This window comes from Streptomyces sp. NPDC044061 (genome assembly GCF_056434305.1).
The window spans coordinates 173,708-189,004 of record NZ_JBWKFL010000001.1 but is presented as its reverse complement, the minus strand read 5'-3'; the positions used below and the strand labels follow the sequence as shown (position 1 = coordinate 189,004).

Annotated in this window: 11 protein-coding genes; 4 read left to right on the top strand and 7 right to left on the bottom strand. The window is 72.5% G+C overall.

Annotated elements, in window-relative coordinates; all coding sequences use genetic code 11:
• Positions 1–77: 77 nt before the first annotated feature.
• From AC07CM_RS00845 to AC07CM_RS00835, 3 genes are all read right to left on the bottom strand, one after another.
• Positions 78–1,496 (bottom strand): glycosyltransferase family 2 protein, encoded by a 1,419-nt coding sequence (locus AC07CM_RS00845; protein WP_478874150.1) that lies wholly within the window; start codon positions 1,494–1,496, stop codon positions 78–80.
• A gap of 421 nt (positions 1,497–1,917) precedes the next feature.
• Entirely contained in the window at positions 1,918–2,742 is an 825-nt protein-coding gene (locus tag AC07CM_RS00840; RefSeq protein ID WP_478874149.1) for a TetR family transcriptional regulator, read from the bottom strand.
• A 184-nt stretch (positions 2,743–2,926) separates the two neighbouring features.
• The gene (locus tag AC07CM_RS00835; protein ID WP_478874148.1) at positions 2,927–4,732 is read right to left on the bottom strand and encodes a 3-hydroxyacyl-CoA dehydrogenase family protein; all 1,806 of its coding nucleotides are present in this window, start codon (positions 4,730–4,732) and stop codon (positions 2,927–2,929) included.
• Positions 4,733–5,107: 375 nt separating this feature from the next.
• Here AC07CM_RS00835 and AC07CM_RS00830 point away from each other — a divergent pair, with 375 nt between their 5' ends.
• Complete coding sequence (locus AC07CM_RS00830) at positions 5,108–5,689, top strand: adenylosuccinate lyase (protein ID WP_478874147.1); 582 nt, start codon at positions 5,108–5,110, stop codon at positions 5,687–5,689.
• A 7-nt stretch (positions 5,690–5,696) separates the two neighbouring features.
• Here AC07CM_RS00830 and AC07CM_RS00825 read toward each other — a convergent pair whose 3' ends face one another.
• The 4 genes from AC07CM_RS00825 to AC07CM_RS00810 all read right to left on the bottom strand — a co-directional run bounded on the left by AC07CM_RS00825 (position 5,697) and on the right by AC07CM_RS00810 (position 9,480).
• Entirely contained in the window at positions 5,697–6,221 is a 525-nt protein-coding gene (locus AC07CM_RS00825; RefSeq protein WP_478874146.1) for an N-acetyltransferase family protein, read from the bottom strand.
• A gap of 40 nt (positions 6,222–6,261) precedes the next feature.
• The gene (locus AC07CM_RS00820; protein WP_478874145.1) at positions 6,262–6,660 is read right to left on the bottom strand and encodes a RidA family protein; all 399 of its coding nucleotides are present in this window, start codon (positions 6,658–6,660) and stop codon (positions 6,262–6,264) included.
• A gap of 56 nt (positions 6,661–6,716) precedes the next feature.
• Positions 6,717–8,279 (bottom strand): alpha/beta hydrolase, encoded by a 1,563-nt coding sequence (locus AC07CM_RS00815; RefSeq protein WP_478874144.1) that lies wholly within the window; start codon positions 8,277–8,279, stop codon positions 6,717–6,719.
• Between the two features lie 136 nt (positions 8,280–8,415).
• A complete protein-coding gene (locus AC07CM_RS00810) occupies positions 8,416–9,480 on the bottom strand; it encodes an Rv2578c family radical SAM protein (protein ID WP_478874143.1) in 1,065 nt (354 codons plus the stop codon).
• Between the two features lie 133 nt (positions 9,481–9,613).
• Here AC07CM_RS00810 and AC07CM_RS00805 point away from each other — a divergent pair, with 133 nt between their 5' ends.
• From AC07CM_RS00805 to AC07CM_RS00795, 3 genes are all read left to right on the top strand, one after another.
• Positions 9,614–10,057 (top strand): SRPBCC family protein, encoded by a 444-nt coding sequence (locus tag AC07CM_RS00805; RefSeq protein WP_478874142.1) that lies wholly within the window; start codon positions 9,614–9,616, stop codon positions 10,055–10,057.
• 151 nt (positions 10,058–10,208) lie between these two features.
• Entirely contained in the window at positions 10,209–12,593 is a 2,385-nt protein-coding gene (locus AC07CM_RS00800) for an MFS transporter (RefSeq protein ID WP_478874141.1), read from the top strand.
• A gap of 155 nt (positions 12,594–12,748) precedes the next feature.
• On the top strand, positions 12,749–15,226 hold the full coding sequence (locus AC07CM_RS00795; protein ID WP_478874140.1) for an ATP-binding SpoIIE family protein phosphatase: 2,478 nt from the start codon (positions 12,749–12,751) through the stop codon (positions 15,224–15,226).
• Positions 15,227–15,297: the final 71 nt, after the last annotated feature.

Below are 15,297 nucleotides of genomic sequence, written 5' to 3'. Positions count from 1 at the left end.
CAAATGAGCGATGATCGATCAGAGCTACCCGTGAGTAAGTCTTTCGTCCGCTTGCGTCACCGGTTCCCGGCGCTCGCTCACTCCGAGTGGGCGGCGAATTCACGGAAGGTGAACTCCGTGTTGTCGCCCCGGATGCCGACGCCTCCCGGCCGGTAGAGGTCCCCCGGTGAGGCGTCGGTCACGTCCAGCACCCGGTGCCCCGCCAGATCCAGCGTGATGCGCACCTTGTGGCCCGGAAGATCGGTCACGGTGGCCACGACGTCGGTCCACACGTCCGGGGACAGCCCGGCCGGAGCCGTGGCGAGGGTCACATAGGTGCCCCCGTTGGACGGGCCGCCGGGCGTCTTGCGCTTCACCGTCACCTGCCCGTCGCGCCGGGTCACGCTCACCGCGTAGCACTCCTGCTCGCTGTGGAACCGCAGCCACAGATGCACGCCGTCGTACGGCTGTGCCGGGGTGCGCGGTGTCGTCACCAGGTCGGTCAGCCGCAGCCGCAGGGAGAGCCGGGTGTCGGCGAAGTCCCGGCGCCGGGAGGCCAGCCGGAAGACCGCCGAGTCCGTGGCGTGCGCGGAGTCGGCGCCGGGTCGCTCGCCGTCGGGGTGTCCTGACCACCCCGCGCCGTCGAGCCCGAACAGCGAGCCGCTGGTCATCGTCCAGTCGGGGGAGTGTCGGGCGCCGGGGGCGTCGGGGTGCCAGTAGGCGAACTCGTTGGTCACGAGTCCCCGCTCCGGGAAGGCGGGCCGGAAGTCCGACGGGGTACCGGCCCTGCCGTGGGCCTGCAGGGACAGTCCGCCCGCGAGCGCCGCCGACGCGAGCAGGACTCCGGTCAGGAGCCGTGCGCGGCAGCGCCGTACGAGCCGGCGGATCATGCCGTACGTCCTCCCTCCAGCGCACAGTTCTCGAATCCCGGCCAGGGCTGGGCGGGCGACTCCCGGTAGACGCCGAGCCCGATACCGCCGGTGCCGCCGGAGGCGGGGGTAGCAGACGTCCTGGGCCCTGGAGAGCACGGACTCGTCGGCGGTCAGCGCCCGTGCGTGCCCGCTGACCGCGCCCAGCTCCCGGTGCCGCACCAGCGCGGTGACACACCGCGGCAGCGCGTCGGGGGCGAGCACGCAGTCCGAGTCGGTGAAGGCGATCACGTCCCCGTCCGCCAGCTCGGCGGCGCGGACCGGCGCGTGCTTCTTGCCGACGTTGCGGTCCAGGTAGAGCACCCGCACGGGCAGCTCGCGGGCCAGGCGCCGCAGCACCGCGGGCGTGCCGTCGGTGGAGGCGTCGTCGACCACCACGATCTGCAGGTCCGGGTAGTCGCTCGCGGCCATCGAGCGCACACAGGCCTCGATGCCGTCCTCCTCGTCCTTGACCGCCACCAGGAAACTCACCCGTGGGTGCGCGGGCAGCTCCGGGAAGCGGTGCAGCCGGCGCGGGCGCCTGCGCAGCGTCCGCTGGGACGGGTCGTCGTAGCGGCTGTAGGCGATGAACAGCATCGAGATCGGCACCGTCAGGACCAGGACCAGGACCCGTACCCGAGCACGAGCGGGGCCTGGACCAGCCAGGGTGCCTCGCGGGCCAGGATCAGCAGCGCATGCTCTCCGACCATCGGACAATTCCGCCGACCAAGGGGAGGTCGGCGGAATTGGCGTGGACACCGAAAGCGGCCTCGGGGAAACAGGGGGATGAGGCTCGGTGCGCGCCGTCGCAAAGCTCGGCCCGCTCGCCGAGCGCGGGCTGCGGGTGCCCGAGGACGTGAGCGTGGCCTACGCACCGGTGCCATGCCCACGGATCGGAAGAGGGAGTTTCCGTGAAGATCGTAAGAGCGCTGGGGCATCCTTTGGCGAAGGTTCGAAAAGCGGTCGTTCTTCGAACATAAAAACGGACCGGTACCGAGGTTTTCTCGGTACCGGTCCGTGAGCCGTGCGGTCAGGCGCGCTCCTTGAGCGCCTCCTCGATGGTCCGCATGACCTCGTCCAGCGGGGCGTCCGTGCGGGCGACCGTCACCAGCACCTCGCCGTGCGCGGACACGGTCGCCGGGGCCGCGGCGGCGGCCGGTCCGGGGGCCGAGCCGCGTCCGGCGCCGATGCCGGTGCCGAAGGTCTTGCGCACGATCGCGAAGGCGTGGTCGAGCTGGGCCTCCACGTCGCCCTGGCCGCCGGCGCGCAGCCAGCGTCTGAGGACGTGGTTGTGGGCGGTGACGACGGCGGAGGCGGCGACCTCGGCGAGCAGCGGGTCGTCGTTGGCGTCGTCGGCGTGTGCGTGCTCGTCGAAGTGGCCGAGCAGATAGCGGGTGAACAGACGCTCGTAGCGGGCCACCGAGGCGATCTCGGCCTCGCGCAGGGTGGGCACCTCGCGCGTCAGCTTGTAGCGGGCGACCGAGATCTCCGGCCGGGCCGCGTACATCTTCATGACTTCCTTGATGCCGCGGCACACCGTGTCGAGGGGGTGCTCGTGCGCGGGTGCGGCGTTGAGGACCGCCTCGGCGCGGATCAGTGTGTCGTCGTGGTCCGGGAAGATCGCCTCTTCCTTGGAGCGGAAGTGACGGAAGAAGGTACGGCGCGCGACCCCGGCCGCGGCCGCGATCTCGTCGACGGTGGTCGCCTCGTACCCCTTGGTCGCGAACAACTCCATCGCTGCGGCCGCCAGTTCTCGGCGCATTTTCAGCCGCTGGGCGGCGGCGCGACTGCCTGCGGCACTTTCCGGCGCGTCGGGCGTGGCTGGTGTACGTGAGGACTTGGCGGGCTGGGACATGACCCGAACGTACTGCATGTGCGCAGCTGGATGCGCAGGTCCGGGGTTTCCCCCACCCGCGGGGGGCGGGGGACCGCCGGGCCCGGCGGGCGGGGGACCGTCGCGCCGGGCGGGCGGCGGATACCCGTGGGGATCCAGCAGCCCGCCCCAGTCCGTCTCCGTGCGGGACCAGTCGCCGACGCCGTCAGCGGCGGGCATACTCGCGGAAGCCGCGGCCGGTCTTGCGGCCGAGGCAGCCCGCGGCCACCAGGTGCTCCAGCAGCGGGGCCGGGGCCAGGCCCGGGTCGCGGAACTCGCGGTGCAGCACCTTCTCGATGGCCAGCGAGACGTCCAGACCGACGACGTCCAGCAGCTCGAAGGGGCCCATCGGGTAGCCGCCGCCGAGCTTCATCGCCGCGTCGATGTCGTCCAGGGAGGCGTAGTGCTCCTGGACCATCTTCACCGCGTTGTTGAGGTACGGGAACAGCAGCGCGTTCACGATGAAACCGGCGCGGTCGCCGCAGTCCACCGCGTGCTTCCTGACCTTCGCACAGACCTCGCGGACGGTCGCGTGGACGTCGTCGGCCGTCAGGACGGTGCGCACGACCTCGACCAGCTTCATCGCGGGAGCCGGGTTGAAGAAGTGCATGCCGATCACGTCCTGCGGGCGCGAGGTGGCGCGGGCGCAGGCGACCACGGGCAGCGAGGAGGTGGTGGTGGCGAGGACCGCGCCCGGCTTGCAGACCTTGTCCAGCGCGGCGAACAGCTGCTGCTTGACCTCGAGGTCCTCGGCGACCGCCTCGACGGCCAGGTCGACGTCGGCGAAGGCCTCGTAGGAGCCCGCCGGGGTGATCCGGTCCAGGGTCTGGGCGGCGGCCTCGGCGGTCAGCCGGCCCTTGTCCACGGAGCGGGCGAGCGACTTGCCGATCCGGGCCTTGGCGACCTGGGCCTTCTCCTCGCTGCGGGCGGCGAGGACGACCTCGTACCCGGCCTTGGCGAACACCTCGGCGATGCCGGAGGCCATGGTGCCGGAGCCGGCGACCCCGACCGAGTGGACGGGACGGCCCGCGACCTGGGCGTTCCCCTCCGCCGGCGTCAGCGCGTCCGGCACGATCGTGGCGCTGCCGGGCGCCTCGTACGTGTAGAAGCCGCGCCCCGACTTGCGGCCGGTGAGGCCCGCCTCGCTGAGCTGCTTCAGGATCGGGGCGGGGGCGTGCAGCCGGTCGCGGGACTCGGCGTACATGGCCTCCAGGACGGTGCGCGCGGTGTCGACGCCGACGAGGTCCAGCAGGGCGAGGGGGCCCATGGGCAGGCCGCAGCCGAGCCGCATCGCCGCGTCGATGTCCTCGCGGGAGGCGTACCTGGCCTCGTACATCGCGGCGGCCTGGTTGAGGTAGCCGAACAGCAGCCCGTCCGCGACGAACCCGGGGCGGTCGCCGACCGCGACCGGCTCCTTGCCCAGCTCGATCGCGAGGTCGGTGACCGCGGCGACGGCCTGCGGCGAGGTCAGCACCGAGGAGACGACCTCGACCAGCTTCATCGCCTGGGCGGGGTTGAAGAAGTGCAGGCCGAGCACCCGCTCGGGGCGGGCCGAGTCGGCGGCGAGGCGGGTCACGGACAGGGCATTGGTGCCGGTCGCGAGGATCGTCTCCGGGCGGACGATGCCGTCCAGTGCGCGGAAGATCTGCTGCTTGGTCTCGTACGACTCCGGGGCCACCTCGATGACCAGGTCGGCGTCGGCCGCCGCGGCGAGGTCGGTCGAGGTGCGGACCCGGGCCAGCACGTCGGCGCGCTCCTGCTCGGTCAGCCGGCCGCGTTCCACCGCGCGGGCGGTGGCGGACTCCAGGGCGGCGACGGAACGCGCGGCCTGGGCCTCGCTGATGTCGATGCCGATCACTTCGCGGCCGGCCTTCGCGAGGACCTCGGTGATGCCGGTGCCCATGGTGCCGAGGCCGACGACGGCGATCGTCTTGAGCGGGGACAGAGGGGTGTCGGACAGGGGAGTGGCCATCGCGGGACTCCAGGAATGAGGGTGACGACTAGGAACGCGCCGGGTGCGCCGAAGGCGCACGCCGGGGCGGAAAGGAGTGCGGGTGTTGCCGGGCTACGAACGCACACGCCCGGTGCCGTCGCCGCGGGCGTGCACACGCCCAGCAACGGCTGTATCCGACCGGCCCTGTCCCGGAGCCGGGTCGTACTGCGGTACCGATGTACCGAACCGACCAGCTCACGACGGCTGCGTCACCAAACCGTCGTCAGCGGAGCGCGAGGGGGTGACCTCGCTCGTATGAGCTTAACCGGCGGGTAACGAGCGCGCCAGCCCTGAGCCGGACCGAGTTTGTGATGTAGCTCCCTCCGCGGTCGCGCCCCGCCTACGCTGGTCGCCGTGGACGAAGAGTTGCGATCGCTCACGGAACGCGTACGGCAGGAGTCGGGCGGCTCGACGGCGTACGAACTGCTGCTGGCGACCGAGGACCACGACGTGCTGGCGGAGGTGCTCACCGCGCCCGGTCAGCCGCTGTGGGCCAGGGAACTGGCCGCCTTCCGGCTGGGGCTGACCGGCGACCGGCGGGCCTTCGAGTCCCTGGTCCTGCTGCTCAACCACCGCGACCCGCCGCGCTGCGCCTCCGCCGCGCACGCCCTCGCCCGCCTCGGCGACCCGCGCACGGCCCGCGCGGCCGCCGCCCTCGCCACCAACGAACTGCGCGTCGCCTACGCCCTGCACCCGGTACGGCTGCTGGTCGAGCTGCGCGCTCCCGAGTCCGTACCGGCGCTGATCACCACCCTGGAGCGACGGCTGCGTCCGCACGACCCGTATCGCCGGGTGGCCCTCGCCTGTGTGGAGGGTCTGGGCACGCTCGGCGACAGCCGCGCCCGCCGGGTGCTGAACGAGGCGCTGGCACATCCGGCGCTCGCGGAGGCGGCGGTGCACGCCCTGGCGCGCCTCCCGCGGCAGAAGCAGGGGTGACGGCGGGTCAGTCCCCGAGGGTCCTGGCGTAGCGCACCTCGGGCACGGGCACGCCGTCCACGTCGAAGGGCTCCTCGGCGCCGTCCGCATGAAAACCGGCCCGCTCGTAGAAGCGGCGGGCGCCCGTGTTCTCCTTCAGGACCCACAGGAACATGCGCGGGTGTCCGGAGCACCGCTCGACCGACTCGGCCAGCAACGCCCGCCCTATGCCGTCGCCGAGACGGGCGGGGTCGACGTAGATCGCGTACAGCTCGGCGTCCGCCGTGCGCACCTCCTCGTCCCGGTACGGTCCGATCGCGGCCCAGCCGACCACCTCGCCACCCCGTTCGGCGACCAGGTTCACCACGTCGCCGTTGCCCTGCTCGAACCAGGTCCGCCGCCGCTCGGCGTCCCGCGCCACGCTGAGCGCGTCGAGGTAGGTCTGCGGCATGAGCCCCCGGTAGGCGTGCTGCCAGCCGCGGATGCGGATCTCCGCGACGCGGTCGCAGTCGGCGAGGGTCATCGGGCGGATGCGGGTGAGCGGGGCGTTCATGGCGGCACCCTAGGCAGTCGCCCTTCCCGAGTGCCCGTGATTATTCGCCGACCACCGCGATCGCCTCGACCTCCATCAGGAACTCCGGCGCGACCAGGGCGGCCACCTGCACGGCTGAGGCCGCCGGAAGCCGGTCGTCGGGTATGTGCGCGGCGCGGGCCGCGCGGATCGCCGGCATGTACGCCATGTCCGTGACGAAGCAGGTCAGTTTGACGACGTCCCCGAACCCGGCCCCGGCGGCGGCCAGACAGCGGCGCAGGTTCTCGAACACCTGCCGGGCCTGCGCGGCCGGATCGCCCGCGCCGACCGGCTTGCCGTCCTCGTCCAGGGCGAGCCGGCCGGAGACGGCGACGAAGCGGCCCGCGGCGGTGACCACGTGGCTGTACCGGGTCGCGGGGGCGACCCCGTCGGGGGCGGTGATCCGGATCGGTTCGCTCATGGCTCCCCTGGTGGACCACGGGTGTGACAACGCCCCCGACGGGCCGGGCGGTTCGGCTACCCGCGGAAGCCCAGCAGGTCGTGCAGTTCCGAGCCGCGGGCCGGGGCCGAGGCCGCCTTGGCCGTCAGCGGCTTCGGTTCCGGGGACTTGGGGCACACCGCGTCGGCCGCGCCGCTGCCGTGCGGCACCGTGCCGTCGGTCAGGTATGCCGCCAGGTACTTGTCCAGGCACGCGTTGCCACTGAGGCTGATGCCGTGGTTGCCGCCGCCCTCCTCGACCACCAGGCCGGAGCGGGCCAGCAGCCGGTGGGCCGTGACGCCGCCGGGGTACGGGGTCGCCGCGTCGCCGGTCGCCTGGAACAGCAGTGTCGGCGGCAGCTTGCCGTTCGCGATGTCCACCGGCTCGGCGGTGCCGGTCGGCCAGAACGCGCAGGGCGCGTTGTACCAGGCGTTGTTCCAGGCCATGAAGGGCGCCTTCGCGTAGACCGCCCAGGTGTCCGCCCGCCACCGGTTCCAGGTGCGCGGCCAGACGGCGTCGCGGCACTGCACGGCCGTGTAGACGCTGTAGCCGTTGTCGCCCGAGGCGTCCACGGCGGCGAGCCGGTCGTACACCTTCACCAGCGGCTCGGGGTCCTTGCCGTTGACGTAGGCCGCGAACGCCTCGGCCAGCCGGGGCCAGTAGCCGTCGTAGTAGCCGCCCGGGATGAAGGTGTCCTCCAGCTCGGCCGCGCCGACCCTGCCGCCCGCCGGCTTCTTCGCCAGGGCCGTCCGCATCGCGTACCACTTGGCCTCGACCCGCGCCGGGTCCTTGCCCAGCCGGTACACCGGGTCGTACTTGGCGATCCAGGCCATCAGCGCGCGGTGGCGGTCGTCGAAGGCGTAGTCCTGGCCGAGGTTGTCCTCGTACCAGACACCCGTCGGGTTCACGATCGAGTCCAGCACCAGGCGGCGGACGCGGTCCGGGAAGAGCTTCGCGTAGACCGCGCCGAGGTAGGTGCCGTAGGAGTAGCCGAAGTAGTTGATCTGCCGCGCGCCCAGGGCCTGCCGGACGGCGTCCAGGTCCCGGACCGCGGCCACGGTGGTCATGTACGGCAGCACGTCCGCGTGGCGCCGGCCGCAGGCGGCGGCGAAGCTCCGCGCGCGCTCGACGTTCGTCTGCTCCAGCGCGCCCGTCGAGGGCACGGTGTCGGGGCGTACCGACTTGAAGTGGTGGGGCGAGCAGTCCAGGGCCGGCGTGCTCTTGCCCACCCCGCGCGGGTCGAAGCCGATGACGTCGTACTGCGCCGCGACACTCCTGGGCAGCGTCGAGGCGACGTATCCGGCGAGCGTCAGACCGCTGCCACCGGGCCCGCCGGGGTTCACGAGCAGGGGGCCCTGGGAGGTCTTCGCGGTGTGCGGGACACGGGACAGGGCGAGGGTGATCTGCCTGCCGGAGGGGTGCGCGTGGTCCAGCGGCACCCGCAGGGACGCGCACTGGAGAGCCGGGTAGTCGCTGGTGCCGCACCTGGTCCAGGCGAGCTTCGGCGCCGGAGCGGAGGCGGTCGCCCGCGCGGGCAGGGCCGTGACCGAGCCCGCCAGCACGGCGGCGGCTGCGCACAGCACTGCTGCGCGTTTTCTCATGGGTCCTCCCGGGACGGAGGGTGGTGCGAACCGCGAGGCTCACGGCTCTCGCCGGATCGTCCCGGCAACGGCGCCCTGATGAACGTTTTCCGTCAGTACTTGACCCGATCGGGTCGAGGGATGCCGCCCAACGCCGTCAGATGAGGGTGAGTTGGGTCGGTTCGGACACGGCCGGGTGTTCGGCGGCCTCCGGGGGCTGTGCCGGCCGGACGCGCCGGGCCGTGCCCGCGTGCGCGGGACCGATGCCGTACTCCTGGGCCAGCTCGTGCACCTGGCGGGTGATCCGGCGCTGGTACCACTTGGGCGCGTAGGCACCCTCCGCGTACAGCCGCTCGTAGCGGCGCACCAGGTGCGGGTGGTGCCGGCCGAGCCAGGCCATGAACCATTCCCGGGCGCCCGGCCGCAGGTGCAGCACCAGGGGCGTGACCGAGGTGGCCCCGGCCGCCGCGATCGCCCGTACGGTCTCCCGCAGCTGGGCCGGATGGTCGCTCAGGAAGGGGATGACGGGCGCCATCAGCACCCCGCAGCCGATGCCGTGCTCGCCGAGGGCGCGTACGACGTCCAGGCGCCGCTCGGGTGCCGGGGTGCCCGGCTCCACCGTGCGCCACAGCTCGGTGTCGGTGAAGCCGACCGAGACCGAGATGCCGACGTCCGTGACGCTCGCCGCCCGGGTCAGCAGGTCCAGGTCGCGCAGGATCAGCGTGCCCTTGGTCAGGATCGAGAACGGGTTCGCGTGCTCGGTGAGGGCCGAGATGATGCCCGGCATCAGCCGGTAGCGGCCCTCCGCGCGCTGGTAGCAGTCGACGTTGGTGCCCATCGCCACGTGGTCGCCCTGCCACCGGCGCGAGGCCAGCTGGCGGCGCAGCACCTCGGGCGCGTTCACCTTCACCACGATCTGGGTGTCGAAGCCGAGGCCCGTGTCGAGGTCCAGATAGCTGTGCGTCTTCCTGGCAAAGCAGTACACGCACGCGTGCGTGCAACCCCGGTAGGGGTTCACCGTCCACTCGAACGGCATGCGCGAGGCGCCCGGCACCCGGTTCAGGATCGAGCGGGCCCGCACCTCGTGGAAGGTGATCCCGCGGAACTCGGGCGTGTCGAAGGTGCGGGTCACGACGGCGTCCGCGCCGAACAGCGCGGGATCGGCGGCCCGGCCGTGACCGTCGGAGTCTGCGGATTCCACGGTGAGGTTCTCCCAGCGCATGACGCCTCCTCGGTAGCGCTCGCCATAGAATAGAACATACGTTCCCATGATCGTGCGGCCTCGATTTGGGTGGCCGGGCGCCGGGGTGGTTGGCTTGCCCCAACCCCGAGAAACCAGGTCCTGGAGGAACGCAATGGCGCAGGTCGAGGCCACTACCGAGCGGGTCGTCGCGGCGGACGCGGAGAAGGTGTTCGACGCCCTCGCCGACTACCGCGGCACACGGCAGAAGCTGCTGCCCGAGCACTTCAGCGAGTACGAGGTGCGCGAGGGCGGCGACGGCGAGGGCACCCTCGTCCACTGGAAGCTCCAGGCCACCAGCAAGCGTGTGCGCGACTGCCTCCTGGAGGTCAGCGAGCCCACCGACGGCGAGCTGGTCGAGAAGGACCGCAACTCCTCCATGGTCACCACCTGGCTCGTCACCCCCGCGGGCGAGGGCAAGTCCCGGGTCGTCGTCACCACCACCTGGAAGGGCGCCGGCGGCATCGGCGGCTTCTTCGAGAAGACCTTCGCCCCCAAGGGCCTCGGCCGGATCTACGACGCGGTGCTCGCCAACCTCGCGCGCGAGGTCGAGAGCTGACCCCAAGGGACCGGCGGTGAGGGGACGTTGCTCCCCTCACCGGTTCGGGTGGATCCCGGTTCGGATCGGGATGGTGCCGTAACTCGCCGTACTTGTTCGCAGTTGTCGCCTAACGCGGGAAATGTGACAGGTGCGACGAGGGGAGCGGTACGTGGGCGGGACGACTCTGGTGCAGCACGAGCCGGTCACGGCCCCTCCCGAGGCGCCCGTGCCCGTACCGGCGGAGGTCTCCGAACTCGCCCCGCGCCGGGTGCGGTTGGTCTTCCTCGGGCTGATGCTGGCGCTGCTGCTCGCCGCGCTGGACCAGATGATCGTCGCCACCGCGCTGCCGAAGGTCGTCGGCGAGTTGCACGGCCTGGACAGGATGTCCTGGGCGATCACCGCCTATCTGCTCACCTCCACCATCGGCCTGCCCCTGTACGGCAAGCTCGGCGACCTCCTCGGCCGCAAGGGCGTCTTCCAGTTCGCCATCCTGGTCTTCGTCGTCGGCTCCGGGCTCGCGGGGCGGGCGCAGAGCATGGACCAGCTGATCGCCTTCCGCGCCGTCCAGGGCGTCGGCGCGGGCGGGCTCATGATCGGCGTGCAGGCGATCATCGCCGACATCGTGCCGCCCCGGCAGCGCGGCCGCTACATGGGCCTGATCGGCGCCGCCTTCGGTCTCGCCTCCGTCGCCGGCCCCCTGCTCGGCGGCTACTTCACCGACCACCTCTCCTGGCGCTGGTGCTTCTACATCAACGTCCCCTTCGGCCTGCTCACCCTGGCCGTCGTCACCGCCGTCCTCAAGCTGCCCAGGCCGCGGGTCCGCGCCCGCCTCGACGTGCTCGGCGCGCTGCTGCTCGCGGCGGCCTCCACCTGCCTGGTGCTGCTGACCAGCTGGGGCGGCACCGAGTACGCCTGGGACTCACGGGAGATCCTCGGCCTCGGCGCGGGCGCCCTCGCCGCCACCGCGCTCTTCCTCGTCGCCGAGCACTTCGCCGCCGAACCCCTCATCCCGCTCAGGCTGTTCAGGGACTCCGTCTTCAACGTCACCGGCCTGGTCGGCCTGGTGATCGGCGTCGCCCTGTTCGGCGCCGCCAGCTATCTGCCGACCTTCCTGCAGATGGTGGACGGGGCCAGCGCCACCGAGTCCGGGCTGCTGATGCTGCCCATGATGGCCGGGATCGTCGGCGCCTCGATCATCGGCGGGCAGCTGATCAGCCACACCGGCCGCTACAAGATCTTCCCCGTGCTCGGCGGCGCCCTCTCCGCCGTCGGCATGTGGCTGCTGTCCCGGCTGGAGGCCGACACGCCGCGGCTGCACTACAGCCTCTGGATGGCCGTCCTCGGCGCCGGCATCGGCCTGGTGATGCCCGTCCTGGTCCTCGCCGTGCAGAACTCCGTGCGCCCCGCCGACCTGGGCACCGCCACCAGCGCCAACAACTACTTCCGGCAGATCGGCGGCAGCGTCGGCGCCGCCGTCTTCGGCACCCTCTTCGCGGACCGGCTCACCGACGCCCTGCGCAGGGAACTGCCCTCGCGCGCGGGCGCCCGGCTGCCCGATCCCGAGTCCCTCACCCCCCAGCTCGTGCACGCGCTGCCCCCGGCCCTGCGCGACGCCTACATCCGCGCCTACGCCGACGCGATGCCCCGGATCTTCCTCTACCTCGTCCCGGTGCTCGTGCTCGGCCTGCTCATCGCCTTCTTCCTCAAGGAGAAACCGCTGGTGTCCCACAACGCCACCGAGACGGAGCCCGTCACCGTGAACGCCCCCATCCCGCAAGCACGTTCGCCGCACGCCGCCGGAATCCCGGTGTGCGGCACGGTGCAGCACCCCGACGGGACCGCGGTGCCCCGCGCGGCGCTCACCCTCATCGACGTCTCCGGCCGCCAGATCGGGCGCGGCGCGAGCGGCGAGGACGGACGGTACGCGCTCGCCACGCCCGGCTCCGGCTCGTACGTGCTGATCGCCGCCGCGGGCGGCCACCAGCCGCAGGCCGTCTCCGTCACCGTCGGCGAGCGGCCCGTCGAACTCGACGTCGTCCTCGGCGGCGCCGGACGCCTGGCCGGCAGCGTGCTCACCGCCGACGGCAGCCCCGTCCGCGAGGCCACCGTCACCCTCACCAACGTGCACGGCGAGGTCGTCGCCACCACTCGCAGCGGACGCGAGGGCGGCTACGTCATCACCGAGCTGGTCGCCGGCGAGTACACCCTGGCCGCCAGTGCGCCCGCCTTCCGCCCCGCCGCGCTCCCGGTCAGCGTCCAGGCCGCCCGGGAGACCCGGCAGGACGTCGAACTCGCGGGCGGCGCCGTCCTGAAGGGAACCGTCCGGGCGGGCGGCGGCCGGCCCGTGGAGGACGCGCGCGTCACGCTCCTCGACGCCGCGGGCAACGTCGTGGACACTCTCACCACCGGAGCCGACGGAACCTTCCGGTTCGTGGACCTGTCCTCCGGCGAGTACACGGTGATCGCCGCAGGTTACCCACCGGTCGCCACGGTCCTCCAGGTCGCGGGCGGCGGCCGCACCGAACGCGATCTCCAACTCGGCCACGAGGATTGAGGAGGGCGCCCGCAGGGCGCTGAGCTGCGCGCCGGTGCGACGCGGTGAAACCAATTCCAGGATTGCCACACATCGCGACCGGTCACCGCCGTACGGTAGTGGCGGGGCGGCACAGATCGTTTGCGAACAGCCTGTGGGGAGAGAGGGCCTGGGCCATGGACCATGGCAGCGAGCGGGACACACCTCCCGGCCGCGGCGCCGGGGACGCCGCGGCGGGCCGGATCCCGCTGGCCGTGGTGGTCGTCGACCGCGACGGACTGGTGTCCCACTGGAGCAGCGGCGCCCGCCGTCTGTTCGGCGTGGACCGGGAGGACGCGGTCGGACATCCCGCCGCGGACCTGCTGCCGGTCTCCGGCGCGCTCTCCGACGACCTGCACGGCGAGGCGATGCCGGACGCCTACGGCCCCTACGAGTCCGAGGACGGGCTCGGCCCCGACCTGGAGGCCTCCCTGGGCGGCCGTACCGCTTACCCGACGGCGGGCCGTGCCCGTCTCTTCCCGCCCAAGGCCGAGCGGGCCGGGGCCGAACCGGCCGACGAGACCCGGATCGACGCGCTGTGGTGGGCCTACCCGCTGGTCGGCCCGGGCCCCTCGCGGCTGCTGGTGCTCGCCGCCGACGCCACCCGGCTGCGCGAGGAGCGGGGCTACGACGACGAGACCGCCGAGCGCATCTCGCCCGGCTTCGCCCGCCACACCGAGCTGCCCGCCTCGGAGGAACTGGAGCGCAGGCTCCCCGAGATCCTGCCCAACATGGGCCCCGGACTCAGCGGCCGCATCGTCTCCCAGATCCTCGAACTCGGCTATCCCGTACTGGAGTTCAGCCAGTTCGACCGGGTGCCCGTCACCCCGTACTGGGGCGTGCCGCGCCGCCCGGGCCGCCGCCGTACCGAAGCCGTCGTACCGCAGCAGCGCACCGGGCCCGTGGTCCCCGTCGGCGCCGAGCAGGACCTCGAGTACGCCGCCGTGCGCGAGCGCCTGGAGTTCCTCAACGAGGTCAGCTCCGGCATCGGCACCTCGCTCGACCTCGGTGAGACCATCCGCGAGGTCACCAGCGCCGCCGTGCCCCGCTTCGCCGACTTCGCCGGTACCCATCTGCGCTCGGCGGTCCTGGCGGGCGAGGGCTTCCCGGACGGCCCGCCCGACGCGACCACCGTGATGCACCGCGTCTGGGTCGAGCACAACGACGAACCCGGCCGCTGGGACGACACCGTGCCGGTCGGCGAGACGTTCGCCTTCCCCGAGCACACCCCGTTCTACAAGTGCATGGTCACCGGCGAACCGGTCCTCATCCCGAGGGTCACCGAGGAGCTGTCCAACCGCATCTCGGGCGAGTTCGAGAAGCGCGACCTCAGGCCGCTGATCGGCGGGCGCTCCCTGCTCATCGTCCCGCTCAAGGCCCGCAACGTCGTCCTCGGCTTCATGGTGCTGATGCGCCGCCCCGACCGGCCGGCGTTCGACGACATGGACCGCACCACCGGCGCCGAACTCGCCGCCCGCGCCGGGCTCGTGCTCGACAACGCCCGCATGTACACCTACCAGGAGAACGTCGCCGACACTCTCCAGGACAGCATGCTCCCGCAGGTCACCCCGCGGATGGCGGGCTGTGACGTGGCGACCCGCTATCTGCCCGGCACCCGGCTCGGCCGGATCGGCGGCGACTGGTTCGACACCATCAAACTGCCCGGCTCGCGCACCGCTCTCGTGGTCGGCGACGTCATGGGCCACGGCCTGAACTCGGCCGCCATGATGGGCCAGTTGCGTACGGCCGTGCAGACCATGGCCGCCCTGGAGACCCCGCCGGCCCAACTGCTGCGCAATCTGGACGACCTGGCCCGGCGGCTCGGCGAGAACTACCTCGCCACCTGTCTGTACGCGGTCTACGACCCGATCCGTGGCGAACTGCACCTCGCCAACGCCGGCCACATCCCGCCGGTCCTGGTGCGGGCCGAGGACGGCCGCAGCGAACTGCTCGACCTGCCGACGGGCGCGCCCATAGGCGTCGGCGGTGTCCCGTTCGAGTCCACCGTCGTCCGCGTCGCGCCCGGTGACCGGCTGGTGCTGTGCACCGACGGGCTGGTCGAGGTGCGCGGCTCCGACATCGGTGAGGGGCTCGCCGCGCTCTGCGAGTCCGCCGCCCACCCCGCGGCCTCGATGGACGACGCCTGCGACACCATCATCCGCGCCTTCAACACCCGCGGCGGCCGCAAGGACGACGTCGCCCTGCTCATGGCCCGGCTCAACGGCATCCCCGACGACCATGTCGCCGAGTGGCACTTCGACGCCGACCCGCGCGAGGTGTCCCGGGCCCGGCGCCTGGTCGGGGACCGGCTGCTGCAGTGGGGCCTGCCGCAGGCGGTGGAGACGGCGCGGCTGCTGGTCAGCGAGGTCGTCACCAACGCCGTGCGGTTCGGCGGAGGCGGCCGGGTCGGACTGCGCGTGGTCCGCACCGACGCGCTGCTGTTCGAGGTCACGGACGACGAACCGGGCCTGCCCGAGATGCTCGGCCCCGGACCGTACGACGAGTCGGGGCGCGGTCTGCGCGTGGTGACCCGGCTGGCCCGCGAGTGGGGCGCCACCGCGACCGGGCACCGCAAGACCGTCTGGTTCGAACAGGCCGTCACCGCGCGGCCGTGAACCAGAGGGCGTGCGGCCTGCCCGCGTGCGCCCCCCGGGGAGTGGCCGGGGCCCGTACATACGATGAAGGT